The sequence below is a fragment of the Mesorhizobium sp. M0030 genome, from assembly GCF_040323695.1.
In the GTDB taxonomy this organism is placed as follows: domain Bacteria; phylum Pseudomonadota; class Alphaproteobacteria; order Rhizobiales; family Rhizobiaceae; genus Mesorhizobium.
The window spans coordinates 211,499-236,408 of sequence record NZ_JAMYVE010000003.1 but is presented as its reverse complement, the minus strand read 5'-3'; the positions used below and the strand labels follow the sequence as shown (position 1 = coordinate 236,408).

The 24,910-nt window shown below is 58.7% G+C and carries 24 protein-coding genes and 1 pseudogene; 7 read left to right on the top strand and 18 right to left on the bottom strand.

All coding sequences use genetic code 11. The annotated features are described in order from the left end of the window. Position 1: 1 nt before the first annotated feature. The 6 genes and pseudogenes from NKJ80_RS08670 to NKJ80_RS08645 form a co-directional block, all read right to left on the bottom strand. Positions 2 to 790: a TatD family hydrolase gene (locus NKJ80_RS08670; protein ID WP_023668946.1), complete on the bottom strand. Its 789-nt coding sequence runs from the start codon at positions 788 to 790 to the stop codon at positions 2 to 4. Further along, entirely contained in the window at positions 790 to 2,340 is a 1,551-nt protein-coding gene (metG, locus tag NKJ80_RS08665) for a methionine--tRNA ligase (RefSeq protein WP_023668947.1), read from the bottom strand. The genes NKJ80_RS08670 and metG overlap by 1 nt, the downstream gene beginning before the upstream one ends. A gap of 91 nt (positions 2,341 to 2,431) precedes the next feature. Then, positions 2,432 to 3,487, bottom strand: coding sequence for a DNA polymerase III subunit delta' (locus NKJ80_RS08660; RefSeq protein ID WP_023668948.1), 1,056 nt, complete (start codon positions 3,485 to 3,487; stop codon positions 2,432 to 2,434). Further along, complete coding sequence (tmk, locus tag NKJ80_RS08655) at positions 3,484 to 4,158, bottom strand: dTMP kinase (protein WP_023668949.1); 675 nt, start codon at positions 4,156 to 4,158, stop codon at positions 3,484 to 3,486. The genes NKJ80_RS08660 and tmk overlap by 4 nt, the downstream gene beginning before the upstream one ends. Positions 4,159 to 4,230: 72 nt before the next feature. Continuing rightward, on the bottom strand, positions 4,231 to 5,397 hold the full coding sequence (locus NKJ80_RS08650; RefSeq protein ID WP_023736648.1) for a D-alanyl-D-alanine carboxypeptidase family protein: 1,167 nt from the start codon (positions 5,395 to 5,397) through the stop codon (positions 4,231 to 4,233). Positions 5,398 to 5,499: 102 nt separating this feature from the next. Then, a pseudogene (locus NKJ80_RS08645) lies at positions 5,500 to 6,706 on the bottom strand (septal ring lytic transglycosylase RlpA family protein). Between the two features lie 295 nt (positions 6,707 to 7,001). Here NKJ80_RS08645 and NKJ80_RS08640 point away from each other — a divergent pair. Together NKJ80_RS08640 and NKJ80_RS08635 are read left to right on the top strand one after the other, a co-directional pair. Continuing rightward, positions 7,002 to 7,481, top strand: coding sequence for an MgtC/SapB family protein (locus NKJ80_RS08640; RefSeq protein ID WP_031199830.1), 480 nt, complete (start codon positions 7,002 to 7,004; stop codon positions 7,479 to 7,481). 746 nt (positions 7,482 to 8,227) lie between these two features. Continuing rightward, complete coding sequence (locus NKJ80_RS08635; protein WP_352497439.1) at positions 8,228 to 8,548, top strand: hypothetical protein; 321 nt, start codon at positions 8,228 to 8,230, stop codon at positions 8,546 to 8,548. A 53-nt stretch (positions 8,549 to 8,601) separates the two neighbouring features. Here NKJ80_RS08635 and NKJ80_RS08630 read toward each other — a convergent pair whose 3' ends face one another. The 9 genes from NKJ80_RS08630 to NKJ80_RS08590 all read right to left on the bottom strand — a co-directional run bounded on the left by NKJ80_RS08630 (position 8,602) and on the right by NKJ80_RS08590 (position 19,621). After that, on the bottom strand, positions 8,602 to 9,249 hold the full coding sequence (locus tag NKJ80_RS08630) for an HNH endonuclease (protein ID WP_352497438.1): 648 nt from the start codon (positions 9,247 to 9,249) through the stop codon (positions 8,602 to 8,604). Then, the gene (locus NKJ80_RS08625) at positions 9,246 to 10,535 is read right to left on the bottom strand and encodes an AAA family ATPase (RefSeq protein ID WP_352497437.1); all 1,290 of its coding nucleotides are present in this window, start codon (positions 10,533 to 10,535) and stop codon (positions 9,246 to 9,248) included. The genes NKJ80_RS08630 and NKJ80_RS08625 overlap by 4 nt, the downstream gene beginning before the upstream one ends. Before the next feature lie 302 nt (positions 10,536 to 10,837). Beyond that, positions 10,838 to 11,578, bottom strand: coding sequence for a M48 family metallopeptidase (locus NKJ80_RS08620; protein ID WP_352497436.1), 741 nt, complete (start codon positions 11,576 to 11,578; stop codon positions 10,838 to 10,840). Next, the gene (locus NKJ80_RS08615) at positions 11,578 to 14,619 is read right to left on the bottom strand and encodes a type I restriction endonuclease subunit R (RefSeq protein WP_352497435.1); all 3,042 of its coding nucleotides are present in this window, start codon (positions 14,617 to 14,619) and stop codon (positions 11,578 to 11,580) included. Before NKJ80_RS08615 ends, NKJ80_RS08620 begins: the two co-directional genes overlap by 1 nt. Further along, positions 14,616 to 15,785 carry a restriction endonuclease subunit S gene (locus tag NKJ80_RS08610; protein ID WP_352497434.1) on the bottom strand — a complete coding sequence of 390 codons (1,170 nt, stop codon included), beginning with the start codon at positions 15,783 to 15,785 and terminating at the stop codon, positions 14,616 to 14,618. The genes NKJ80_RS08615 and NKJ80_RS08610 overlap by 4 nt, the downstream gene beginning before the upstream one ends. Beyond that, the gene (locus NKJ80_RS08605; RefSeq protein WP_352497433.1) at positions 15,775 to 17,274 is read right to left on the bottom strand and encodes a type I restriction-modification system subunit M; all 1,500 of its coding nucleotides are present in this window, start codon (positions 17,272 to 17,274) and stop codon (positions 15,775 to 15,777) included. The genes NKJ80_RS08610 and NKJ80_RS08605 overlap by 11 nt, the downstream gene beginning before the upstream one ends. Before the next feature lie 110 nt (positions 17,275 to 17,384). Continuing rightward, a complete protein-coding gene (locus NKJ80_RS08600) occupies positions 17,385 to 18,101 on the bottom strand; it encodes a DUF4145 domain-containing protein (protein ID WP_352497432.1) in 717 nt (238 codons plus the stop codon). Between the two features lie 116 nt (positions 18,102 to 18,217). Further along, entirely contained in the window at positions 18,218 to 18,901 is a 684-nt protein-coding gene (locus NKJ80_RS08595; protein WP_352497431.1) for a hypothetical protein, read from the bottom strand. 102 nt (positions 18,902 to 19,003) lie between these two features. Continuing rightward, a complete protein-coding gene (locus NKJ80_RS08590) occupies positions 19,004 to 19,621 on the bottom strand; it encodes a recombinase family protein (protein WP_352497430.1) in 618 nt (205 codons plus the stop codon). Between the two features lie 174 nt (positions 19,622 to 19,795). Here NKJ80_RS08590 and NKJ80_RS08585 point away from each other — a divergent pair, with 174 nt between their 5' ends. The 5 genes from NKJ80_RS08585 to NKJ80_RS08565 all read left to right on the top strand — a co-directional run bounded on the left by NKJ80_RS08585 (position 19,796) and on the right by NKJ80_RS08565 (position 23,354). Then, a complete protein-coding gene (locus NKJ80_RS08585) occupies positions 19,796 to 20,590 on the top strand; it encodes a trypsin-like peptidase domain-containing protein (RefSeq protein ID WP_352497429.1) in 795 nt (264 codons plus the stop codon). Between the two features lie 127 nt (positions 20,591 to 20,717). Next, positions 20,718 to 21,530: a thermonuclease family protein gene (locus NKJ80_RS08580; protein WP_352497428.1), complete on the top strand. Its 813-nt coding sequence runs from the start codon at positions 20,718 to 20,720 to the stop codon at positions 21,528 to 21,530. Positions 21,531 to 21,574: 44 nt separating this feature from the next. Further along, positions 21,575 to 22,318, top strand: a complete 744-nt coding sequence (locus tag NKJ80_RS08575; RefSeq protein ID WP_352497427.1) for a hypothetical protein — start codon at positions 21,575 to 21,577, stop codon at positions 22,316 to 22,318. A gap of 135 nt (positions 22,319 to 22,453) precedes the next feature. Further along, positions 22,454 to 22,900 (top strand): hypothetical protein, encoded by a 447-nt coding sequence (locus tag NKJ80_RS08570; RefSeq protein ID WP_352497426.1) that lies wholly within the window; start codon positions 22,454 to 22,456, stop codon positions 22,898 to 22,900. A gap of 115 nt (positions 22,901 to 23,015) precedes the next feature. Continuing rightward, a complete protein-coding gene (locus tag NKJ80_RS08565) occupies positions 23,016 to 23,354 on the top strand; it encodes a hypothetical protein (RefSeq protein ID WP_352497425.1) in 339 nt (112 codons plus the stop codon). Positions 23,355 to 23,397: 43 nt separating this feature from the next. On the opposite strand, the gene NKJ80_RS08560 is transcribed toward NKJ80_RS08565, so the two are convergent. The 3 genes from NKJ80_RS08560 to NKJ80_RS08550 form a co-directional block, all read right to left on the bottom strand. Next, on the bottom strand, positions 23,398 to 23,646 hold the full coding sequence (locus tag NKJ80_RS08560; protein WP_352497424.1) for a hypothetical protein: 249 nt from the start codon (positions 23,644 to 23,646) through the stop codon (positions 23,398 to 23,400). 105 nt (positions 23,647 to 23,751) lie between these two features. After that, complete coding sequence (locus NKJ80_RS08555) at positions 23,752 to 24,645, bottom strand: LvrA C-terminal domain-related protein (RefSeq protein WP_352497423.1); 894 nt, start codon at positions 24,643 to 24,645, stop codon at positions 23,752 to 23,754. Further along, positions 24,645 to 24,854: a hypothetical protein gene (locus NKJ80_RS08550; RefSeq protein ID WP_352497422.1), complete on the bottom strand. Its 210-nt coding sequence runs from the start codon at positions 24,852 to 24,854 to the stop codon at positions 24,645 to 24,647. Before NKJ80_RS08550 ends, NKJ80_RS08555 begins: the two co-directional genes overlap by 1 nt. Positions 24,855 to 24,910: the final 56 nt, after the last annotated feature.

Sequence of the window (24,910 nt, the reverse complement as noted above, 5' to 3'; positions counted from 1 at the left end):
GTCAGAGCCCGGCGGGCCGCGGCATCTTGCCGAACAGCCGGAAGAAGTTCGCCGTCGTCAGCGTCGCGATCTCGGCTTCGCCAACGCCGACCGTCTCCGCCAGCACCTTGGCTGTATGCGCGACGTAGGCCGGCTCGTTGCGTTTGCCGCGGAACGGCACCGGCGCCAGATACGGTGCGTCGGTCTCGACCAGCAGCCGGTCATGCGGCACATCGGCTGCGATGGCGCGTAAATCGGCGGAGTTCTTGAAGGTCAGTATGCCCGAGAAGGACACATAGCCACCAAGCGCCACGCCGACCTCTGCCAGCCGTCGCCCCGACGAAAAACAATGCAGGATGAAGGGGAAGGCGCCCTTCCCTGTTTCGTCTTCGAGGATGGCAGCCATGTCGTCATCGGCATCGCGCGAATGGATCACCAGCGGCAGCCCGGTCTCGCGCGCAGCTGCTATATGAGTGCGAAAACCCTGCGCCTGCGCATCGCGTGGCGCCTTGTCGTAAAAATAGTCGAGCCCGGCCTCGCCGATCGCCACCACCTTCGGGTGCGCGGACAGACGCACAAGGTCCTCAGTCGTCACATCCAGCTCTTCGCCGGCATTGTGAGGATGAGTGCCGACCGAGCAATAGATTTCGTCGAAACTCTCGGCAATCTCAAGCACTTGCGCAAACCGCTTCACGCGTGTCGAGATGGTCACCATGTGACCTATACCGGCAGCCTTGGCGCGGGCGACGATGGCCGCCCGCTCCTCGGTGAAATCCGGAAAGTCGAGATGGCAATGGCTGTCGACGAGCATCAGGCGCTCGCCTCAGGGTTTTCGACATAACGGGGAAACACGCCCTCCGGCGCGGGCAGCGCCGTGCCGGGCACCAGCGCATAGTCGGCATGGACATGCGCGAAGTCACGCTTGTCCGCCGGCACCGCCAGCAGGTCCAGCAGCTTGCCGGCCGACCCCGGAATGTAGGGCTGGCACAGCAATGCCACGCGCCGCACCAGTTCGGCGGTCGTCCACAGCACTGTTTCCATGCGCGCCGGATCGGTCTTCTTCAGCGCCCAGGGCGCCTGCGAGGCGAAGTAGCGATCCGCTTCCGCCACAACGCCGAAGATCGCCGCCAACGCGAGATGGATGCCCTGTTCCGCCATCGCCTGGCGCGCGGTACCCAGCGCTTCCACCGCCTGGTCGAGGATCGCGCTGTCGGCTTCGGTCAGCTCGCCGCGATGCGGCACCACGCCGCCGCAGTTCTTGGCGATCATCGACAGCGAGCGCTGCGCCAGATTGCCGAGACCGTTGGCGAGATCGGCATTTGTGCGGTTGACGATCGCGTCATGGCTGTAGCTGCCGTCCTGGCCGAATGGCACCTCACGCAAGAAGAAATAGCGCACCTGGTCGAGGCCGTAATGCTCGACCATGGTGAAGGGGTCTACGACATTGCCGACCGACTTCGACATTTTCTCGCCGCGGTTGAACAGGAAGCCATGCGCGAAGACGCGCTTCGGCAGTTCGATGCCGGCCGACATCAGGAAAGCCGGCCAGTAGACGGCATGGAAGCGGACGATGTCCTTGCCGATAATGTGCGTGGCCGGCCAGTAGCGCCATTGCTCGGCCTTGGTGTCGGGATAGCCGGCAGCGGTGATGTAGTTGGTCAAGGCATCGACCCAGACATACATCACATGCTTGTCGTCGCCGGGCACCGGCACGCCCCAATTGAAGGTCGTGCGCGAGACCGAGATGTCCTTGAGGCCGGACCTGACGAAGCTCATCACCTCATTTCGGCGCTCGGCCGGACCGACGAAATCGGGCTGGCTTTCGTACAGCGCAAGCAATTTGTCCTGATAGGCGGAAAGCCTGAAGAAGTAGCTTTCCTCCTCATTCCATTCGACCGGCGAGCCAAGCGGCTCGCGGCGCACGCCGTCGTCGCCGAGCGTGGTTTCGCTCTCTTCGAAATAGGCTTCCTGGCGGACCGAATACCAGCCACTGTAGCGGTCGAGATAGATGTCGCCATTGGCCGCCATCGCCTTCCAGATCGCCTGGCACGACTCGTAGTGGCGTGGTTCCGTCGTGCGGATGTAATCATCATTCGAGCCGCCCAGGACCTCTGTCATCGAACGGAAGATCGCCGAGTTGCGGTCGGCAAGCGCGAGTGGCGTTATGCCTTCCTTCTCGGCCGTCTGCTGCATCTTGAGGCCGTGTTCGTCAGTGCCGGTGAGGAAGAGCACGTCCTTGCCGTCCAGGCGCTGGAAGCGGGCCAGCGCGTCGGTCGCAATGACCGTATAGGCGTGGCCGATATGCGGCTTGCCGTTCGGATAGAAAATCGGTGTGGTGATGTAGAATGTGTCGCGTGACATGAATGAACCGTCATGAATGTCCGAATTGAGTGTGAGCGGTGGATATCGCATCGAGACGGCGATTGCCATCCCGACCCGAGGCCGGATCCGGTCACATTCGCATTGCGGAATTCAGTCGGTCGATCATGGTCAAGGCGTGCTGCTTCTTGTCGAGATTGTAGGTATCGGTCTCAGATATGGCGTTCAGCGCCTCGTGCCAAGTGTCGGACAGCGTTTTCGCCCGCGCGAGATCCCCGGCCAGCGCGGCTTCACTGGCGCCGGTGGAGAGCAGATCGAGCGCGCGGCGGTTGAAGATGTCGAACTGGATCGCCTGGTCGCGGCCGGCGACGGCCTCGGCAAGGCGATAGGCGCCGGCGATGTCGCTCTTGCCCGACGTGACCAGGGCGTCGAGGGTGCCGGCAATCTCCAGCCCGCCATATTGGGTCAGAAGGATCGCATTGCGGGCGCTGCCCCCTGCCCGTTCCGCTAGTGCCGCGCGCGCAGCAGGATCGGAAGGTGGCGGCGGCTCGACGGTCTCCAGAACACTCATCAGGCTGCCGGCATCGAGCGGCGTCAGCCGCACCATCTGGCAGCGCGAACGGATGGTCGGCAAAAGGCTGCCCGGCGCATGCACGATGAGGATGAACAGCGTGCGGCTCGGCGGCTCCTCGAGGTTTTTCAGCAAGGCATTGGCGGCGTTGGTGTTCATGTCGTCGGCCGGATCGACGATCACCACCCGGTAGCTGCCGTCATGCGAGGTCAGCGACAGGAAGCGGTTGACCTTGCGGATCTCGTCGACGGTGACGACGGTCTTGAAACTCTTGGTCTTGTCGTTCAGCGGCCGGGTCAGGTGCAGCACGCCGGGATGCGCCCCGGTGGCGATCTGGCGAAACAGCGGTGAGGCCGGATCGGGAACGGCAAACGTGTCCGGCGCCTGGTCGAAGGCCGGATGCTTCAACAGATGGTGCGCCAGGTGAAAGGCAAGCGTCGCCTTGCCGATGCCGACCGGCCCGGCAAAGATCAACGCATGCGGCAGTTTTCCCGAGCGATAGGCGGCAGCGAGCATCGCGGCCGCCTGCTCATGGCCGACCAGGCGCAGCGTCTCGGACGGCTCCGGTACACCGTCCAGCGTGTCGTGCTGCTCGGGAGCGATGCGTTCGAAGATCATGCGGGCGCCGCCTGTCGGTTGCGCGCGGGCGCCCTCGCCTCAAGTGCGGCGAACACCACCGCGGTGATGACATCCTCCACCGCAGCGGGAGGCGCCGACGCGTCGATCACGATGCAGCGGTCCGGCTCGGCCGCTGCGATCGCCAGGAAGGCGTCACGGCGGCGCTGGTGGATGTCCAGCGTCTCCTTTTCGAAGCGGTCCGGACCGTCCTCGGCGCCACGCCGCGCGGCGGCGCGCCGCAAGCCCTCGGCGGGGTCAATGTCAAGGATCAGCGTCATGTCCGGCATCATGCCGTTGATGGCGACCTCCTCCAGAGCTTCCATGAAAGCCGGATCGAGGCCGCCGGTGACGCCCTGATAGACGCGCGACGAATCCAGGAAACGGTCGCAAAGCACGATGGAGCCGCGCTCCACCGCCGGCCGGATGACCTGCTCGACATGGTCGGAGCGTGCGGCGGCAAACAGCAGCGCCTCCATCTTCGGCCCGAAAGGCTCGGCGGCGCCGGACAGGAGCACGTGCCTGACCGCCTCGGCGCCGGGTGACCCCCCGGGTTCGCGGGTGAGGAGGACATCGTATTTCTTGGCGCGCATCTTCTGGGCCAGCCGCTCGATCTGCGTCGACTTGCCGGCGCCCTCGCCGCCTTCGAAGGTGATGAAAAATCCGCTTGCCAATCGAAAGGCCTTTGTCCTGCTTTGCGCTGGTGTCTTAGTCCGCGCCCGAGAAAAGGTCCACGCCGCAGGAACTCAACGCAGCCAGCCTACGGCCAGTTCCCTGGCGGCATCAAACGCTCGTTGCGGCAGTGTGCCGACGCCAACCGATTCGGCGGCGAAAAGCGGGGTTTCCTGGCTCAGCGTGTCGCCGATCCAGACGCGCAGCGCGCCGACGGGCTGTCCCTCCTCCACCGGCGCCGATACCGGCCCCTGATAGACGATCCTGGCGGTCAGCTTGTCGCGGTTGGCGATCGGCAGCAGGACGTCGATGGGCGCCTTTGCCTTCAGCGCTACGCTGGATTTGGCGCCGCCGAACACCTGGGCCTCGCCGACCACTTCGTTGCTGGCGAAAATCTCGGTCTTCTCGAAGGAGCGGACGCCCCATTCAAGCAGCTTGCGCGCTTCCTCGGCGCGCTCGCGGTCGTTGGCCAATCCGCTCATCGCCGCGATCACCCGCGTCCCGTCATGGCTGACCGAGCCGACGATGCCGAAACCGCCCGCCTCACTCGACCCGACCGCCAGCCCATCGGCACCGATGCCCATGGCCAGCAATGGGTTGCGGTTCTTTTGCGAGATCTTGTTCCAGGTGAAATCGGCCCGGCCGTAATAGAGATAGAGATCCGGATATTCGCGCCATATATGCAGGCCAAGCTGCGCCAGTTCGCGCACTGTCGTCTGCTGGCCGTCGGCCGGCAGGCCGGTGGAATTGACAAATGTCGATTTCGGCAGCCCGATCTGGCGCGCGCGATCGTTCATCTGCGCCGCGAAATTCTCTTCCGAACCGGCCATGCCTTCGGCCAGCACCATGCAGCCGTCATTGGCGGCCTGTATGGTGACCCCCTGGATCAGATCCTCGACCCGGATCGCCGATTTGAGCTTGGCAAACATGGTCGACGTTCCCGAAGGCGCACCGCCCTTGCGCCAGGCATTTTCCGAAACCACGAAGGTGTCGTCGAGGCTCATGCGCTTCGACTTGATGGCGTTGAAGACCATCTCCATCGTCATCAGCTTGGCCATCGAGGCCGGCGGGATCGGTTGGTCGGCATCCTTGGAAAACAGCACCGTGCCGGTTTCGGCATCGATCATGAAAGCCTGCGTCGCCTTGGTCTCGAAAAGCTGCGCGTTGGCCGGAACCAGCGCGGCAAGCAAGAAGCCAAGGCCAAAAAGCCCGGCAAAAGGGTGGAAAAGGCGAAATCGCATGAAGAGGCTCGACTGTTAGCCGGCAGAAACTTGCCGCAACGCTATCAGGCTTCTTCCCGGCGGATCAACCGCGCAATGACAAAACCGGCGTGCCTTTGTTGGTCAGTTGCGCACAGCCAGCGCGTCCGGCGCGCCATGCGACCATGCCGCGCGCAAGAGGTCGTCGACATTGCCATGGCCATCCGGATAGAGATTGACCGCGTACCAGTCATTGCCGTCGAGTTCGGTGCTCTGGATTTCGGTCCTGCCGAACGGTTCGAGAGCCGCAGCCACCCGCTTTGCCTCGGCGGCATCGTCGAAGGATCCGGCGGCGACATAGTCGGAAACGGCAGGCGATGCCTGCGGGTTGGATTTCTTCCACGATTGCAGGATGTCGGCTGGCGACATGCCCTGGTCGTCAAGCGCTGCAAAGACGTCGGCGCGCTGTACGCGCTCATCCGCATAGGAGAGCGAAGCCACGGCAAAGGGCGATTCCGGGCGCTGAGGCACGATCGGCCCGAATTCAGGCAGCGTCACATCGCTTGAGGCCGGTGCCTGCATCGACATCACTGGCTGTGTGTCGGAATTCGTCAACTGACCAGGAAACGGCACTACGGCAGGGGGTGCGCCAACAGATAGGCTCGGCGAAGGTCCGTTCATCGCCACCATGACGCCGGTCGGCAAGCCATCGGACGGGTCCGGGCGGTTGCCCGGGCGGTAGGAGGCGACCAGATATTGGTCGTCGTCGCCGTCGAGCGGTGCGCGGCCAATATATTCCACCTTGACCCTGGCCGTGCCGACCTTGGCATAATCGAGCATTTGCGCGGCGCGTTCCGAGACATCGATGATGCGTCCCTCGTGATAGGGGCCGCGGTCGTTGACGCGCACGATTACCGAGCTTCCGGTCTCGGTGTTGGTGACACGGGCGTAGCTTGGCAGCGGGCATGGTCGGATGCGCCGCCGTCAGATGGGTCATGTCGTAGACTTCGCCATTGGCTGTGAGGCGACCGTGGAAGGCATCGCCATACCAGGAGGCGAGACCGACCTTGGCGTAGCGCTTGTCTTCCTTGGGGTAATACCACTTGCCGCGCACCTGATAGGGCTTGCCCAACTGGTCGCGGCCGCCGCCGCGCCGCATGTACTGAACGCGCGGGCTGGCCTTCACACCGTATTCGGTCTCGGGAAAATATTCCTTCGAGCGAGGCTTCTTGTAGACCATGGCTTTCGGCTCGGACTGCGGCGACGCGCACGCGGCCAGCAACGCAGCCGAAAGAGCGCACAATACCAAAGCAGGAGCGCGACGAAGACGCCGATGCGTCGTGGTCTGCATGTTTTCCGATGTCCCCTACCGTCTCGACACAGGCGCCGCTTCTAGAATTTCGGCGGAGCCAGATGAGCAATGCCTGCGACGCGCCAATCCCCATCCCTTGTGCGCAGGAATTGTTTATCAGCGTATTAATCGATTGTGTCCGGAACCGGGCAGGAATGTGGCGGCCAGGTCCCGGGCTGGCCGGGCGCCTGTGAGGAGGCATCCGAGACCTCTGTCCTTTGGAGTCTGGAAGTGAACCTGTGGCATGAAGCGCGGCTGCCTGGAACCGACCGACCCGAGATACGTTCTGCGCCTCATGGATGAATTCATTGAACGTTTCGGGCAACAGACGTGGCTGCCCTTTTCCGTAATTTCAGCCAGGCTTTTGCTCGCGGCCGTCCTTGGCTCCATCGTTGGGATCGAACGCGAATGGCGTAACCGACCGGCCGGATTGAGGACACACATCCTGGTCTGTGTTGCGACGGCTCTAATTGCTATCCTCACGATCGAGATTACCCATTTTCACGTCTTCGATGGTCAGGAAATCGCCATTGATCCTATCCGCTTGATCGAAGCCACGACTGCCGGCGTGGCATTTCTGGCCGCGGGCTTGATCTTCTTCTCCAAGGGCGAGGTTCAAGGGCTTACCACTGGGGCGGGCATGTGGCTGGCAGGCGCCATAGGCCTGGCGGTTGGGCTCGGGTTCTGGCAGATCGCGGCTTTGGCTACCTTGCTCGCACTTGTCGTGCTGGGTCTTCTGCAACTTGTGCAGGTCGGCAGCAAGGATCGCAATTAGATCCCGGCTCCTTCGAAAACGGGTTCGCAGCTCCGTTCGGGTAACGAACGCCACCCCCTATTATCCATGGCAGCGCCGATGGTTGACTTGGCGATGGGCAACGCTCTAGAGAAATGAACCGCAAGCTGGTCCGGAAGGATAGGTATCATTCGATACCAACTGTCGTTCACTGGGTCGGTTGATGTTCCTAGATGATTGAAAAGTCACGTTGGAGGGATGGCCGAGCGGTTTAAGGCACCGGTCTTGAAATTCGCTTATTGGCGTATTGGTCCGTCCTGCGCCATCCCGCCATGTACCGGAAAATCAATGGGATAGGCGAAGCTCTGCACTATTGCTCCTGTTTCGTACCGGATGCTGCAACCGAGTTCGGTAGCAAAATGGTAGCAAGATGTTCACCGGACGTTCTGGTGGCGCACCTCGTTCGGGACGAGGGGGTAGCAGGTTCAAAATCTGCCGTCAGAAGCTAGAAGCTTCACCAGGAATTCAGTTCGAGTTCGTCGCTGATTGTCGACCAGCAAAATTCTGGGACCAATGCTCGCTTCCGCATATAGTGCCTGGTCGAAGAGCCTAAGTCCGGAGCGGGACTATTGCTCATCGCTCGACAAGGGACGCGATCGAGAAGGCACTCCATCATTCAATGCATCACATAGCGACCCATCCCAAGCTGTCTTTCAAGCGGCGCAAGCCAAAAACTCTTGCCAATCGATGTTGAGTTTTTTCGCGAGGCATGCCCTCATTTCGTCGCAATGAAGGACATCGAAAAGCGACTGCGCCCCGAGTGTCAAATGCGATATTTGCGCGAGATGGAACGTCGCATCCACGCGAGCGAGTTTTGGCACGGCAAGCCGGGTGGCGCGGAAGCGGCCATCCGACGGCTGTACTTTACAGGGACGGGTGACGCCGGCGGCTCTAGTTGGCCCTTCGATGCCCCGAGCGATCAGATTTATGCCCGCATTGCCGATAACCGCGCACAAGAGTGCGAGTTCGTGGCGTTGTGGAAGCGTGACCGCGAGCGAGCAAAATCTATCGATTGGCAACAGCCTATTGTAGATGATCAAATGGGGTGATCTTGTTCGCCGCAGCCAAGCGACTTTAACCGGAGGCCAAAGTACGGCCAAAACTAAATCTCGTCAGCTTCGAAAGCTGTCAGGATCTTTTTCATCGCCACTACAGCATCGGCACGGTTCTGAGAAAACATCAACTGAGCCACGTCTGCTTCATAGCGCTTGTCGCAGACCGGCCCTTTTCTTTCGTCGTACAATTCTGCGTATCGCGTAAGATTACAGACCTGGATCGTAAAAATCCCTTTCTTGCTACCATTCCTCGGGTAATATACCAATCCCGCATGTAAACCGATGTGGTCGTCCAATTCATCGAAATGGGGATGGGCTATAAGATACGACGACGACCGCTTAGGGAATTTTTTATATTCAAGGCTAACGGTAACCGTCTTATTCGATTTGGCGATATTGCAATCTTTGCAGCTAATAGAAAGGTTGAGAGGTTCGAATATATATTGTGGATAGTTATCTCGGCTAAGCACGTGCTCCAAATCCCATACCGCGTGATTATCGGTGTCTATCTGCTTGTTGCAGTAGCAGCACCGATAGTTTTGTTCGCCTATATAGTATTGCTTCGCATGCGCCTTGAAGGCGTCACAGTTGCCAGATTGCCAGTAGGTACCCACGCGCTGCTCCTCTGGCAGCGCAAAGAAAGTGGACACCGTGTCGGCGTCTGCCTCCGCCACTAAAAATGGGTGCTCAATCACTTGATTACCCCAGTGCGGGCGCTTACGAGCGCCGCTATAACCTCTGTAACCGGCTCGTGTTTATCAATATTTTCCGCCATATCAGAAAGCCCATCAACTACCGTTGCAAACTCGGCACTGCCAACCTTTCCGTCCGCTGCCATCCGAAGCGCGCTGACTATTTCGTCTCGGAGATAGAGATTGTTGGCTGTTGGGAGTTTGAAAAGTCTTGCAAGTAGACGATCTACCGATCGTCCGGCAACATCACCTCCGGAAAAAGTCAATCCTCGATCCAAAGATTTGACCAGCGCCTGCACTGGCGCGTCACTCACGACTAAGGGAGAATGGGTGGCGATCAAATAGTGCACACCCTTATAAGCACGGAAGGTATTGAGTAGCATTTCAACGTAGCTTGATTGCCATTCCGGATGAAGGCTTATCTCTGGCTCATCTATTAAAACCAGGCAATTATCCTCCAGGACCCCCGCGAGACCAATCAATGATGAGGCGATGCTGAGCTCTCCAGAGCTTGCCTCTTTTAAGTCTACCATTTCGCCGGATTTCTTTTCGATTTTTATAGACCGTATACTAAGATACCCCGCTCTTCGCAAAGTTTGCAGTTGCGTTACAACGCTGTTTGCTGGCTGCTCCATTGAAAGATCAGCGGACACTTCGATTAGCCGCTTTTCTTCCATGGAAATTGCAAGCGCAAGTGAGGCACGGAAAGCGTCATACCCCTCACTCTCAACAATCTCGCTTACTCGCCGCTCTTGATAGGGAGATAAGTTTGGCGGAAGATCCGGTGATTTCAGTGCCATTTCGACGGATGCTCTCGACATCCGGAGCGAGTAGGTGATGTCTATCCTTGGGCGATAATCAAGTAGATTGAATACCCCAACTATCCGGTCGCGCCTGTCGCTTCCGCCCTGCCGTTGAAGCAAGTTTTCAAGAGCATTATAAAGAAACGACAGCATGGAGGCGCGGCCGGATCTATCTCTAAGCCCAAGATATTTATACACCAATTCCGTAGGTTGCGGCCGCGAAGGATGGCTGAGCTGATTTAATGGGAACCTATCGTGAGGAGTAATCGTCATGGCGATCACTCTGCTCGGAAGTGCCAATTCTGCTATAGTAGATGGTCGGCCGCCTACCATAAAACTAACGTCGTTGCCGCTTTCCTTCGTAATTTTGTAGCTTTGCCCACCCATATCGTATTCAAGCGTATTCAGGGGAAAATCTCTTGGAACCGACCTCTGGGACGAAATTGATCGCTCAAGCTGGAGAAAAGCTTGGGCAATGTAGCTCAACAGGCGAGATTTCCCAGAACCGTTCCTCCCCACTATAATGGCCAATCGGCCCTGATCATGATCTAGTTCACGCCCGGCCTGAAGCTCCAGGTCCACTACAGGCATCAGGCCTGCGGTTGTCGTGCTAGCTCGCAAGCCCATCCCAGCTAGTTCACTTCTTGTATGGGCATGGCGAAGTCGGAAACCTTTGATCTGGGGCATCTGAGCTCTTTCGACACTGTTCCTGAAAACGATAATATCCGGAGAATTTCTTAGACCGAGCTTGTCCCGCTTATGGTCGTCTCTTTGTGCACTTACTTTAGTCAGCTGGGAGCGTTTAGAAATGATGCATTAAGGCTGGCTCCATGAATTTCCAACCATTTCTGAGGAAGCTCGTAGCTTGAGATCAGCCGGCTCAGAAATTGCCAAAACTCTGGTCCATGCGAACGAAAGCGGAGGTGCGCAAGCTCGTGAACGACGACGTACTCAAGCACCTTTCTCGGCGCGAAAATCAGATGCCAATTGATGAGGATGTTCCCCTCTGGGCCACACGATCCCCAGCCGTTTGCAAAATCAGCCACGCGGATTGTGCGCGGTGAAAGTCCGAACCGGGTCTTGTAGCCTGCGGCGATCTCCGTCACGTCACGCCGAACACGCCGCTTGAGCCACAGCTTGAGTTCACTGGCGACGAGTTGGTCGGTATTATCGCCTGTCCATGACGGAAGATCGACGATGAAGCCGTTGTGGTAAGCAAGCTCGATCCGCTCACCGTCGCTGCGCCGGACGGTCAGCCGCATCCTGCGGCCCCGGAAAGGTATCTTCGAACCGGTGATGAAACGGGGCACGGCATGCCGGTCGGCGGTGATCCGCTCCATCTCGCGGACGGTATTAAACACCCATTGCCGCTTACGTTTGAGAAACGAGTTGATCGCCGCATCGTCATCGGTGGAAAGCGCCAGCACCTCGACGCAGCCGGGTGTCACTGTGATGCGGCGCTCGGATGCCGTTGCGGAGCGGCGAAGCTCATAGGGGATTTCGGCGCGGCCAATGCGTAGCGATGGCATCAATGGCCCCCGACATACGCGTGGAGAGCGAACTCCTCCACTGCCTCTCGGATGCCCTTGCTTTCGCCGATGCCATGCTCCGAGAGGATGCGCCGAACCTGCTGACGCAGACTGCGCAAATATTCGGGCATGAAGGTGAAGGCTGGCTGGCTCGCCTGCGCCCCGGCATAGACCGCTCCGATGGCAATGGCGGCGTCCTGAAGCGGGTCGTGGCCGGTGCCGGGGGCCAGCACCTCCATGATGCGCAGGATCGAGAAGGCCCGTTCGTCCATCCCCAGTTCGGCATGAGCGCCCTTTTCGGCATTAATGCAGCCGGTCAGGTCTTCGAACTCGCGCAGGCCCCCGGCGGCAGCGATCTGTCCCTCCTCGAAGCGGCGGATGATCTCCAGCACGCGTTCGGAGAAGCGGCCGTACTGGGCCGGATTTTTGTCAACCAATTCGCGGGTGACACGGCGAAGCTCGGCGGATTTTCGGACGAACGCTTCCTGCAACTCCGCGTCAGTCTTTTCCTCGGTCGCAAAATCGTCGGCGAAGTTCGGATCGGTGATCGAACGCAGCCGGATCGTGGTAGACAGGCCGGTCGCATGGAGATGCGCTTCCAGCATATCTCTGATCTTGCCGGTGTAATGGCGATGGTCAAGGCTCTCGTCCTTGGCGATCACCTGCGTGGCGAGCCGGAGGAAGGCAGCGGCCCATTTCACTTCATCCGTGAAATCGAGGATCACCGGATCGGGTGAGAGGTCGCCATAGACGCGGATGAAATTACGTGCGAGCCGCTGAAGGTCGAACCATTCATCCTCACGGCCAGCGGTCACGACCTTGCCGACGGCATAGGCCGCCGCCTTCTCATCCATGCCCTCCAGCCCCATTGCGCGCTTCTGCGAACGATAACGGGCGTGGGCTTCCTTCAAATCGTTGCGCAGGATGGCGATGTCGCGCAGCGCATTCTCGACGTCCTCGGAGCGATAGGATTGCAGCGCTTCGTCGAGGTGGCTGGTGACGCCGATATAGTCGACGATCCGGCCATGCGGCTTGGTGACCTCGATCCCGTCCGGGTGCTTCAGCGAACAGGTGCGATTGGTTCGCGCAATTGCCTGCAAGAGCCCGTGCTCCTTCAGCGGCTTGTCGAGATACATCACCGCCTCAACGGGCGCGTCGAAGCCGGTCAGCAGCTTGTCGCAGACGATCAAGAAGCTTGGCTCCTGCCCGAACGCCTTATACGCCTTCTTGGCTTCCTTCTCGGCGGCGTCATCCAGATAGTGCTGTTCAAGCTCGGCGCGAAGGGCGGAGACGTCCGGGTCTTCCGAAGGTTTGTTGTCCTCTTGGCTCTTGGAATAGGCGCAGGCAATCATCGCGTCGGCCTTGGCTCGGGCGGCCTCGGCGTCCATTCCGCTCCTCACCAGATCGACGGCTATCACGGTCGCGAGCGCGGCGCGGTAGAGGATCACCGCCTCGCGGTCCACGGCGACGATCTGCGCCTTGAAGCCATCGGGTGCGCAGACCTGCTTGAAATGCTCCCAGATGTCCAAGGCGATCAGCCGAACCCGCTCAGGGTGCTTGGCGATGGTAGCGACCGTTAGCTTACGCTTCAGTTGCTCGCGCTTGTCGTCGGCCAGGTCGAGGAACCAGCGGTCGAACAATATGTCGATCTCGGCCTCATTGATCGCCCAGTCGGTTTTGCGTCCCTCGTAGAGGATCGATACGGTCGCACCGTCGCGAACCGCATCATCGATGCCATATTTGTCAAGATAGCCCTCGCCCTCGATGCTGAAGCGGGCATAGGTATCCTTGTCGGTGCTTTTGATCGGCGTGCCGGTGAACCCAAAGAAGCGGGCATCAGGCAGCGTCGCCTGAAGATAGGCACCAAGGTCCTTTTCCTGCGTACGGTGGCACTCGTCGACCAGCACGATCCAGTTCTCCGAATTGGGGATGGGATCGCGGGAGCCTGCAAACTTAAAGATGGTCGACAGCAGGATTTGCCCGTTGCCGCCTCGGGCGACGGCTTCCCGAAGCTCGGTGACGGAGCCTGCCTGTTTGGGATTGGGCAGGCCGCAGGCGACAAAGGTGCTGCTGATCTGAGTGTCGAGGTCGATCCGGTCGGTCAGCACGAGAATATTGGGATTATCGAGCGCCGGCGCGTCGAGCGTCAGGTGGGTCTTGAGCTTCAGCGCGAAGAACACCATCGTCAGGCTCTTGCCCGACCCTTGGGTGTGCCAGATCAGCCCCTTACGGTGGACGCCCTCTGCAACCCGCTGGACGGCTTTGTTGACCGCGCGAAACTGCTGATAGCGGCAGACCTTCTTCATCTTTCGCCCCGTCTCCGGATCGGTCTCGAACACGATGAAATGGGCGAGCAGGTCGAGCAGCCGAGACGGCTCGGCAAGGCACCACAAGTCCTTGGCGGGGTCGTTGACGAACTCGGAGCGGGTGCGCGGCCAGGCATCGGGCCACGGCGCATAGAACGATGACGAAGCCCCGGTCGCCCCATAGAGCGTGACGATGCCATCTGTGACGATGTTGAAGGCGTTGGACGCGAACAAGCGGGGTATATCGCGCTCGTACTGCTTGATCTGCTCGAACGCCTCCCCGGCCTTGGCGGTGGCCTTCAGCGGCGACTTTGCCTCGATTACAACCAGTGGGATGCCATTCACAAAAAGCACGATATCTGCGATACGCGGGCGCTGGGCGGCGACCCGGAACTGGCGCACGACGTGGAAACGGTTGTTCGCTGGAACTTTGAAGTCGATCAGCGCGATGGGCTGATCGCGGTTTCTGCCCGCGAGGCGGCGTGAGTAGCCCCCACGCAGCTTCTTTTGCCAATCCTCGTTGTCGGAGAGGGTAGCGAGATCGTTGTAGATCGCCTCGGCGTCGTCTAGGCCGATGCCGTTCAGCGCCTGCAATGCCTCCATCAGCACCGGCTTCAGGATGACACGGTTCTCTTCCATCCGCATCGCCAAGGCCGCTTCGGGTGCAAGCGGCCCGTATCCAAGCACCGCCAACACATCGAGCGCCGGCTTTTCGGCGAGGCGGTATTCGCTCATGCAGCCGCCCGGACGCGGCCGGAGAGAAGGTCGTTCGAGGCCGCCGCCTTAACAGCGAACAATCGCGCAAGCTGAGACCTGTCCGTCCGTATGCTGCCACGAAGATCACCAAAGATATCGCCCAGAGTTTGCTGCATCGATCGGTTGATTGCGGGTATCCGCTTCGTCAGAATATGAGCGCGGGTTATGCCGGGGATCGGGCCCGATGCCTCGCTATTTAGGCTTTCGACAATCGTCTGGATCGCTTCGAAGAGGAAGCTAACGGGGACCGACTTAGTTCTGAGCGCCATTAGCTGGCGACTGATACAATATTGTTGATCGGCAATCACGGACTTACCTACGCCAGACCCTTTCACCGTTATGAGGATATCGTCCGGCTCACACATCACCAAAGGCCGTGTTGTGAACTTCGTAACAACAACATCGCCATCTGGAAAATCTGACGGCCCTGTAAGGTAGGGAACGCCATCACCACTGTCATTGGTTTGGTCTGTCGGAACATGCTGACCTGAAACCAATCTGGATAAGTCTTCTATGGAGACGCTTTCCGGGTGAGCAGCAAACGTATCGCGACGAAGGGTGTCGAGCAATCCAGTTTTCGCGGCTATGACCGCATTCGCTGTTTCAATTGCCTCGTCCACAGACCGAAGCACTTCGGCGATCCGCCTTTGCTCCTCGAGAGGAGGAAGGAGAACGGGGAGTTGGTTGAGCCGCCCCTTTGAGATATTTTTCATCGACCCACTAGTACCGGTGGCGATGTCATCTATCTGACGCCTGAACGCTTCCGACTGCATGTGAAAAGAAAGCCACCGGCAGTCTGCCTGCTCGTTGGTCGCGATCTGCCAAAGGCGATCCGGTAAATACAGTTTCGGATAATCCGCCTCTATGTAAGCATTGGCTCCGACCAGGTTTGGCGTGTTCATTCGGCTGAAAATCAGGGAGTTTCGTCGCACGGGAACACGAACTCGCGACCTCTCGCCTTTCAACACCGCTTTGTGCTCCTCTGGGATAAAGCGCCCGTCAGAAACACTGCTCGTTTTGAGAACTCCGACTTCGCCCTCTTCGCACTGACGTCCGTCGGCGTTAACGCTTACGCCCGCATCCAGCGTTGCGATGAGGTCGCCTAGCCTTAATTCGCGCCATCCCCCCGGTACTTCAATCGACATAGCCGAGCCTCTTGAGATGCCCGAACATTGCTGCCTCGGCGTCGTTGCGCTTGGCGATCAAGTCTTGCAGCTTGGAGACCTCGGCCGCGACATCGACCGCTTCGGCATCGCCGTTGGTCTGCACGTATCGGCTGATGTTGAGATTGAAGCCATTGGCAGCGATCTCGTCAACGGGCACGACGCGCGCCAGTTTTTCGATGTCAGTGAAGCCGTGCATCGCATCGGCGAGCGTCTTCACATGATGATCGGCGAGGAAGTTCTGCGCCTTGCCAAGCTGGTAGGTGGCGTCGCCATTAACGATCAGAACCTTGCCGCGCCGCTCCTTCGGTTTGTTCTTTCGGGCGATAAGGATCGCTGCCGGAATGCCCGCGCCATAAAATAAGTTCGGGGCAAGGCCGACTATGGCCTCGATCACGTCAGCGTTCAGCATCCCTTCGCGGATGCGTCCCTCGGCCCCACCCCGGAACAGCACGCCGTGCGGCACAACGACAGCGAGCATCCCCTCAGGCTTCAGGCTTGCCAGCATGTGCTGGACGAACGCCAGATCGCCATAGCCTTTTGGCGGGCAGCCATATTCATCACGCCCGAACGGATCGCCGTTGGCCCAAACATCATAACCCCAGACCTTCTCAGAGAAGGGTGGGTTGGCAAGCACTCGGTCATAGGCCCCCACGCCCTCGGCGAACTCACGCGCCTTCGGATCATATCGCTTGGGCGACAGGATCGTGTCGCCTTTAGCGATGAAGGCATCGTCGACGTCGTGAAGGAACAAGTTGATCTGGGCGATGCCCCATGTACCGAAGTTCTTTTCCTGCCCGTAGAGCGACAGGCTGCGGGCATCCTCGCCGCGATCCTTCAGATATTGCACAGCCTCCAACAACATGCCGCCCGAACCACACGTTGGATCATAGATCGACATGCCAGGGCGCGGCTCGACGATCTCAACCATCAGGCGGACGATCTGGCGTGGTGTATAGAACTCACCGCCCCTCTTGCCCGCACCCTCGGCGAACATCTTGATGAGGTAGAGATAGGCGTCGCCGAGCATGTCGGCAGGCACGTCGGAATTGCGCAACCGGTGCTTCTCGAAATGGGCGAGCAGTTTTTCCAGCAGCGCGTCTGAGAAGCGGTCGTGATTGGCGAAATCGACATCGCCGAATACGCCCCGCAGGCGTAGGTTCGCATCTTCGATCGCGGCGAACGCGTTGTTCAGGCGCTGACCTATCTGGGTTGATTGCTTGCGCACCGCGTCCCAGCGATGCTCGGTGGGGATGTGAAAGCGATGCTCGTCCGGGTCAGCGGCCTCCTCGCGGTCGCCAGTCTCGGCGAGGAGCTTTTCATACTCCTCGTCCCAAACGTCGCACAGGCGCTTATAGAAAAGCAAGCCGAAGATATATTGCTTGTAGTCTCCGGCATCGACCGTGCCGCGCAAGATATCCGCTGCCTGCCACAAGTGGCGTTCGAGGCTCTGCTGGGAAAGGGTGGGCATGGGCTGGTGCTATACTTTCAAACATTCGCCCGCCTGACGGCGCAAGGAACCCCAGACATGCATCGAACGACGTCTTTTTAAATAGAGGCTCGGACTGCGTGTTTCGAGTATCATAAAAAGCCTTCGCTCGTGCGCGGTTGAACGGCGTCTTCAGGTCCGGTATCTCGCGGATTTGACGCTTCCTCGGCTGCAAGTTTTCCTCGCTCAATTCTTTTGGTCAAGATGAACAGGAAATAGGCGAGTGCTTCTGCAAATTCGACCGACTGTTTCGCTTCTGCTTCGCTTACGTGAGGATTTTCCTTGTCGGCGTGACGCGGCCGGTTTGACCCCAATCGCACCTCATGCGCCCAGGCACCCATTCCCTCCGTCAGTTTGTGCTCGGCTACAGCTTTTTCGATACGCTCGTAGACGCTACCCTTCTCGTAAGTCAAAGTTTTCAGCATCGCGTCTACCGACGCGCCGGCCATTACTGCCGCTGCGTCCGGCGCATGAAGCGTTTCCATTGCTTGCCGGAGAAACGTCCGCGCCGGTTCGGGCACATCTTCGTGAACGGATTTCGGCGCTGGAATGAGCTCTATGATGCCCGCTTTCTCGTCGGCATCCCCGGCCTTGCCCTTGGCCAGAATGCCACCGCCACACGCAGTGCAGAAATAGACACCCCATTTATGTCGCGGCCCCGGCGTGCCGCGCTCTACCAGACCATGGCTCACCCACCATTGTTCAAAACCCGGATTAGGAATTGAGCAATGTGGACAGCGGGCTTGTGTTTGCAAAAACTTGCGAAAAAAGAGCGTTGGCACTCCAAGTGCCTCCGCAAGCTTCTTCAAGTTGGTCTCGCTAGAAGATGTTGCCAAAAATCTCTATGCCCCCACCGCCGACTTCGACTGACCAATACCTCGTCTCCATCGCGCTGTGTAGGAGGTTTAGCCAAAACCCCGGACTTTCAGAGCTTTCTCGGCTTCGAGGGGCGGGCAATCGCGACCCTGCGCGGACGGCGTTTGATTTCAACGTGAATACCAACTTCCGTCTGCCACTCTCGCATCTGAGCCACAAGACGTTGACGTCTGTCCGGCCCGTCAGAAATGCCACGGCGCCGATCGCCTTCATGGCAGTCAAGAACTTCACGCATTAGTTCATCAATGTTGCGTTGCGGAAGCTGCTCAACTGTCCTACCGATTTGATCCACGACGTCCCGAGCCCGAACGACACCCACGCCGTCTGGCCCATATACCCAAACATAAGAGTGCCGCGACAGCTTCAACATTTTCACGCATTGACGGACCAGGTCTTCTTGCTTCTGTGCGGATCGGGCGAGCTCCTTCTTCTTAGACTGAACGAAGAAACCTTTGTCGAACTCCTCGCCAGACCCATCGCGCGAGACCCCAACGTAGAGATCAATTCCGGTTGCACTCTCCATCGTCCCAGGGCCCTTATCTGGCGCTTCCTGAGTGATGATCGACACGTCCCAGGCGTCGAATATGGACAGGCGTTGGAACCGATCCTGGAGCGCTTCGCCCAGGCGGGAGGTGATTTGGTGCTCCTGCGTATAGGCGAAATGTTCGATACTCATTTCGTCCGCAACGCTTCTTATCGCTGCGGCGATAAGGTCTCTTTCCAAAACGAGCAAGCAATCCCCCCAAGTCTATCAGACGCCCCAGTTGCAAATAGCCGAAACACAGGCCACGGGGAAGCGGCGGAAGCCCTAGCCGCCGAGGCGCTAGTAGGCGCGTCACCGTTCGGGAAGGCGCTTCGACAGCCGACTTAGCGTCGACCTAGAGCAGCCCGCAGCATCGATAATGCCGCTCCAGGTTTGGCCGTCTTTTAACATGTTCATGATGGCAGCATTGCGTTTCGCATTCTCGGGCCGACCTCTGTAAAGCCCGTCGCGCTTTGCTTTCTCGATACCTTGCGACTGCCGGCGGCGACGGTCCTCGTAGTCCTTCCGTGCGATCGCCGCGAGCATGTCGAGCATCATGCTATTGATCGCGGCGAACATCCGGCACGTGAACTCGTCGGATGTGGCTGTCATCATCGTGTGGGACGTCGGCAGGTCAAGCGCGACGACGCGCACCTTGCGGTCGTCAATCTCGCGCTTCAGGCGATCCCAATCGGCAGTGTTCAGGCGGCTCAACCGGTCAACTTGTTCAGTCAGAAGAATGTCGCCAGGTTGACAGTCAGCTAGTAGCCGGAACAGCTCAGGACGTTGGAGTGATGCGCCGCTCTCATTTTCAGTATACGTCGCGGCGATTGCCAGCCCCTTTTCCTTAGCGAAAGCCTGGAGATCAGTCTTTGCCCGCTCTGCGTCTTGGTCCTTGGTCGATGCTCGAAGATATGCGCGAACAAACATGAAAACCCTTTGGTTCGATTTAAATGGTTCCCCAATATGCAGTTCGATTTGAGTTGTCAAACGGAATTTATCGAACCAAACCGGAGACGGTTCGTCAAAGGTACACCCTGAAGAACCTCGGCTTTTCAAGCAAACGCGGGGCTTGGTAGAGACTAGCGGTGGGAGGGGGACGCTATGCCGCTGGCTGACACCGTCGACCGGGTACGATCCGGTGTTTTTCACATCGTCTATCTGCGGGACAGTCAACGCATCGCAAGCGGCACCGCGTTCTCGTCCTGCGGCTACCTCATTACAAACTACCATGTCGCTCAAGCCCCTGCCGCTTGCGACGCCTGGATCAGAAGGGCTGGGGACGGAGAACAAGACGGGGTACGAATGACTGGGCAGGCCATCCGATTTCGCCAAGTGGCTGCGTCAACGGAACCAAACTATGACTTCGCGGTCCTTGATCTGCCTGACGTGGTCAATCGACCAAATACGCACTCGTTCACCCTTCGAGGTCCGAGAGGGAAGCGAGTTGGTGAACTGGCTGCGTTCTTGGGCTACCCGTACGATCATGAGAACCTGACGTGTCACTCGGGGGTAATCTCCTCGTTCTACCGATCAGGGCCTGCGGAGGTGATCCAACTCGACGCGAGCGTGAACCCCAGTAACTCCGGAGGGCCGCTGATCGACCCAGAAACGGGCGATGTGATGGGCATCATCACTCGCAGGGCTACGGGTCTAACTCGGGCGTTTGGGCAACTGCGGGCAACGATTGAAGGCAACATTGGGGTCTTGAACGCACCCGGCCTCCCCGACATCGGCCTCGGAGGGATCAATCTCCGCCAAGTCCTGACCGCTGGGCAAAATCAAATGCTGCAGACGCTTGGCGAAATCGAACGTCAGGCCAATGTCGGGATCGGCTATGCTTTCTCAGCCGAACATCTCATGGACGACAACATCATCTTCCGAGCGATGCACCCGTAAGGCGCCAGGAGCCCTGGGCGAGGTGGCCTCCGGAGCAATCCGAGATCTCCCCGATTTGTAGGCCCTACGCACCTATTCACACCCAGCCGGCTCCCCAGTATTGTGAGGAAGGAGTGGGGCAATCGGAATGGAGCGCGAGGACGATCTGAAGTCCCGTATCGAGGCTGCACTTGTCCGCGGCCGCCTTAGCCAATGGCAACGACAATTCCTCCTCGACATGCACGACCGGTTAGTGAAGTACGGCTCGCGCACACGGCTGAGCGCTAAGCAGTGGGCGAAGCTCTACGAGATCATAGGCCCGGCACCGCCGAGCACCTACGCGCCCTCACAATATCGCCCAAACAAGCCGCCATCGTCGCCGCGCTGGCGACCGAGCCGTTGGCGCAACCCACTCGCTCGCGAGGCGCGGTACTTGGCAGGCAGGTTCGCGAGAACCTTCGGGATGGTTCTGGCGCTGGTCGTGGGGTCCCTGATCTACTCGTTCGTCATCAAGGGCGGGCACGTCACTTGGCCAAGCATGCCATCCTTCGCGAGATCAGGCGAAGGGGACAGAGTACCGCTAGTCAGGTCACAGTTCAGCATAACGGACGGAGATACGATCCGCCTCGACGGCACCGCAAAGGGGACCCGGTTGGTCGGCTTTAATGCTCCCGAAAGTATCGAGCCAAGGTGCACGGTTGAGGCAGACCTTGGGCGTCGAGCGAAGGCGCGCCTCACAGAGCTGGTTGCTTCCGCAAAGCTCGAATTGAAGATGGTTCCCTGTTCCTGTCCATCAGGAACCGAGGGTACGGACCGATGCAACTATGGGCGAAGCTGCGGCACGCTCTTTGCCAATGGCCAAAATGTGGGTGACGTGCTGATTGCGGAGGGATTGGCCGTGCCATTTGTGTGCGGTGCTACAAGCTGTCCGCCAACGCCCCGGCCTTGGTGCGCATCCTGAGGGGCCCAGAAAGTGGAGGACCCTGAGCGAGCAGGAAGCATACGATGAAAGAAGACGAACGCATTTCGATCGTTAAGGAACTCCTCTTTGCCCATGTGAAGAGCCCATCGCTGCGACACATCCGCGACCCCTATTCGCTGATCAGGTTGGCGCAGGAGATCGTTAGGCGGGTTGACCGGGGCAATTCAATCTGGAGGAAATGGGACGGGCAACGCGAGGTCCTTCTCAAGTCCGCCTTGGGTTGTTGGATACCAGTCGAGGCTCTGCGCGATTTCATCAACGAGATGCCGGGGCCACAGGTTACTGCGACAGATGTCGGCCAGCGCCTGAGAGCATTCGAGGATGAGGAATACTTCTCATACCCAAAAGAGGAGCTTCGCCCTGGGTGTCTTGCGCTCTACGAGAGGGAAGCGGCCGATGGGACCGAGCTTCCTGCTATCATCGGGCTACTCAGAGACCATGTAGAGCGGGAAGAGGAGCGGCTTCGGGTTGAGCAGGAAGAACGGTACAAGAGATTGCGTGAGGAGGACCGGATAGCTCGCGAACAGCGGCTCCTGTCAGGCGCAGACTGCAGGTGGACGCAGCTCCAGAAATCCCCTCACTGGTTTTGCCGCGTCAATGGCAGGACATACCGTCTCTCACCGACGAAAGACAAAATGTGGAACCTGTACCGCGTTAGTTCCGTCTCGGAGGAAGATGAGAAAGCCTTGATCGGGAAGTACCGAGGGCGCGCCGACGCCACAAAAGTGGTTTCGCAAATGGCATATCAGCCGGAGCCTAGGTGGTAATCTGCGGGGAAATGATAGAGGACGGGGAGGTTTAGGAGCCACGAGCGACCCAGCAGAGAATTTCCCTTGCTTGGGCCGCATGCACCTCGAACCCGTGACAAGTTGTTGCGGGCACGCGCGCTTGAGCGAACCAGCATGGGTGTGTACGCAGCACCCTCAGGTCCGCAAAAGGGAAGCGCTGTGCAAGGCATTTTAAGTTTCGCAGACATAGTCCGTTCGACCAATCGAATAGCCTTCGATGAGAACGATCTTACGGTGGTGACATCAGTCGTGAAGGCGGGCCAAGCGAAGGGCCGCGATCTAATCCTTGGGGCTCCCGGCATCGCAACAAGCCTGCAAGATGTGCTCGATTTGGCAGGCAAAGGGATACTGGTGTTCACGTCACAGCATCAGCTGCAAACGAGCTTTCTCTTCACCAAGAATGACGCTGGCCGCTCGTTTCTGGGTAAGCAAAAGGCGGTCTATACAAGCTATGTCAACGCTTTCAACGACGATGAATGGGCTATTGGCTCCGTCTTCAAGATGTGGACTTTTGCGATGACCTCTATAGGGAATGTTTATCGTCACGAGGGCTACAAATAGGCCAGGCGAACATACCAAGCGAATTATGTGTTGACCAAGTCGGTCCCGACGCTTGCTTTCTCACCCGACGAACTCTAGGAGCCGCACCTTTTATGGCAAAGGATGCAGTTCCGAGATGATGGGGATTGAATTTGGAAGTGACGGCCCGTCGAGCAACGCCGTCCCGATCATCATGATGCTCGTTGTCGGCGGCGTGATTTTGAGTGCCGTCTTCAAGGAGATCGGGGTGGCCCTTCAAAGGTTGGGCCTATCGAAGGATCAGAAGCGCGTGCTTGACCGGATTGCGGTCGAGACAAGACCGAGGGCTGGTGATTTGGACTTCGACATCGTGAGGAAGTTGGTGGAGCTAGGGCTCATCGAAACTAATTGGGGCGAGGCCCTCGACGAGTGGTCGATCATGGTGCTGACGCCCAAAGGTGAAGCCGCCACCGGCATTCCAGGTAAGCGCTGGTAATCGGTGCCCCACTTCAGGGCCTTTTGTCCTTTGCACTCGGCAGTCAAGAAGGTTTTGAGCGCCCAATAGCTTCCCTGACTGTGACAGAAAAAGCGTTGTTCTCGCAGGCGTAAAAACACTCTTTTATTCCAGTTTTTTTCAGCGTGTCCGCCTCGCCTAACTGCCTGAATTCCCTCGTAGAAAACACCTTTTCAATCGAATAAGTTTTCTGCACTAAAAACCTACCGCTGCCGATCCCATAATTAGACCCGGCGTCGGCCGATTTTGTCGATAAAGCGCCGGAAGCTTTCATCCTCAACAGCTCTCCGGGAATGCGGCGACTTCCCTGATTTTGTGGGGTAGCTGATCCCAATTACTGACAATCGACGCGACATTGTGTTCATAACCTCCAGCAGGTTTAAGACTGTGGTCCGGAAAGCAGTCCAGCAACGGCGCCAGAATGTTCGCCCTCGATTATTCCGCCGTATCCATTGCGCGACCATTCGGATGTTCCGTCGTATCCATTGCGCGCCAAATCGGCGAGGACGCTGGACGTAGTGCGGCGCGCGGCAGCAATATTCGCGGGTTGATCGCCCCACCGCTCATCATTAAGCCACGTCGCCGGATTTAACCATTGCCGGTCGGCGGGCTTGGTTTTGATGTACTGGCGAAGGCCATTTGTAAGCCCTTCGGTACCGATCTTCTTCCGTGCCGCCGGGAATGCCTTCAGTGCGGCGGCTTTTCCAACCTTGTGTGGGTAAAGCGACCACCATGCCTCAAAGTCCCTTTTGACCGCTTCGCCCTCCCCCCATTTGGAAGACGCGACAGCGTCTTGCCTTTCTTCTTCTCTCTTCTCCTTTTCAATCTCGTCTATTGGCATTGCATATGCTGTGCTTTTGTCATCCTTTTGCATCGGTGCGGCATTGTTTTTATTCTGTTTTTCCCATCGCTTGTCTGCGGCGGCCGATCGCGTCATGGAAATTCCCTGACGAAATTCGAATTCGTCTCTCGCGATGGGGCTCCAAATGCCGCCCTCGGGCACCCGGATGATTGCACCAATATCGACAAGCTTTTGGAGAGTAGCTTCGAATAACTGGCGGCGCATGTGACATTGACGGGCCAGTCGATCGGGTTGCCCTGGCAGGGGCTCGCCGCGCTGGAACATCAGCAACATGAGTTTCAGGTGGAGGGCATTTTCTCGATCATCTAGGCGGTTCACCAAGTCGCTCCATTGCCCAACGAAGCACCGAAAATAGGGCAGCTGTGCTGCCCCGGCGACCAAACCGGCTGACGATTTGGGGGCTGCGGGCATCAGGCGGCGGCCTTCCCAAAGTTTGCCCGAAGGCCAAGTTTTTCCGCGATCGGAGCCACCGGTACTACGATCTTGCGACCGATGCGGATCGTGGGGATGTCCCCCCGCTTGGCGGCCTCGTATGAGGCGTTGCGGCTCAAGTTATAGAAAATTTCTCCGGCGTCGGGGACGGAGACCGTCGGGCGGGCGAGTGCTTCTTCAAGTGTCATGGGTTTAGGTCTTTCATTCGTAGCAAAATTACACACAATACCTATTTATCCCGTTT

Excerpts from the sequence above, each read along its gene's own strand:
- NKJ80_RS08570 (WP_352497426.1), top strand. The coding sequence starts at position 22,454 with ATGGGTGTGTACGCAGCACCCTCAGGTCCGCAAAAGGGAAGCGCTGTG.
- NKJ80_RS08550 (WP_352497422.1), bottom strand. The coding sequence starts at position 24,854 with ATGACACTTGAAGAAGCACTCGCCCGCCCGACGGTCTCCGTCCCCGAC.
- NKJ80_RS08605 (WP_352497433.1), bottom strand. The coding sequence starts at position 17,274 with ATGCCCACCCTTTCCCAGCAGAGCCTCGAACGCCACTTGTGGCAGGCA.
- NKJ80_RS08615 (WP_352497435.1), bottom strand. The coding sequence starts at position 14,619 with ATGAGCGAATACCGCCTCGCCGAAAAGCCGGCGCTCGATGTGTTGGCG.
- NKJ80_RS08670 (WP_023668946.1), bottom strand. The coding sequence starts at position 790 with ATGCTCGTCGACAGCCATTGCCATCTCGACTTTCCGGATTTCACCGAG.
- NKJ80_RS08590 (WP_352497430.1), bottom strand. The coding sequence starts at position 19,621 with ATGTTTGTTCGCGCATATCTTCGAGCATCGACCAAGGACCAAGACGCA.
- NKJ80_RS08585 (WP_352497429.1), top strand. The coding sequence starts at position 19,796 with ATGCCGCTGGCTGACACCGTCGACCGGGTACGATCCGGTGTTTTTCAC.
- NKJ80_RS08610 (WP_352497434.1), bottom strand. The coding sequence starts at position 15,785 with ATGTCGATTGAAGTACCGGGGGGATGGCGCGAATTAAGGCTAGGCGAC.
- NKJ80_RS08575 (WP_352497427.1), top strand. The coding sequence starts at position 21,575 with ATGAAAGAAGACGAACGCATTTCGATCGTTAAGGAACTCCTCTTTGCC.
- metG (WP_023668947.1), bottom strand. The coding sequence starts at position 2,340 with ATGTCACGCGACACATTCTACATCACCACACCGATTTTCTATCCGAAC.
- NKJ80_RS08650 (WP_023736648.1), bottom strand. The coding sequence starts at position 5,397 with ATGCGATTTCGCCTTTTCCACCCTTTTGCCGGGCTTTTTGGCCTTGGC.
- NKJ80_RS08620 (WP_352497436.1), bottom strand. The coding sequence starts at position 11,578 with ATGCCATCGCTACGCATTGGCCGCGCCGAAATCCCCTATGAGCTTCGC.
- NKJ80_RS08640 (WP_031199830.1), top strand. The coding sequence starts at position 7,002 with ATGGATGAATTCATTGAACGTTTCGGGCAACAGACGTGGCTGCCCTTT.
- NKJ80_RS08660 (WP_023668948.1), bottom strand. The coding sequence starts at position 3,487 with ATGATCTTCGAACGCATCGCTCCCGAGCAGCACGACACGCTGGACGGT.
- NKJ80_RS08565 (WP_352497425.1), top strand. The coding sequence starts at position 23,016 with ATGATGGGGATTGAATTTGGAAGTGACGGCCCGTCGAGCAACGCCGTC.
- NKJ80_RS08560 (WP_352497424.1), bottom strand. The coding sequence starts at position 23,646 with ATGAAAGCTTCCGGCGCTTTATCGACAAAATCGGCCGACGCCGGGTCT.
- NKJ80_RS08580 (WP_352497428.1), top strand. The coding sequence starts at position 20,718 with ATGGAGCGCGAGGACGATCTGAAGTCCCGTATCGAGGCTGCACTTGTC.
- NKJ80_RS08635 (WP_352497439.1), top strand. The coding sequence starts at position 8,228 with ATGAAGGACATCGAAAAGCGACTGCGCCCCGAGTGTCAAATGCGATAT.
- NKJ80_RS08555 (WP_352497423.1), bottom strand. The coding sequence starts at position 24,645 with ATGCCCGCAGCCCCCAAATCGTCAGCCGGTTTGGTCGCCGGGGCAGCA.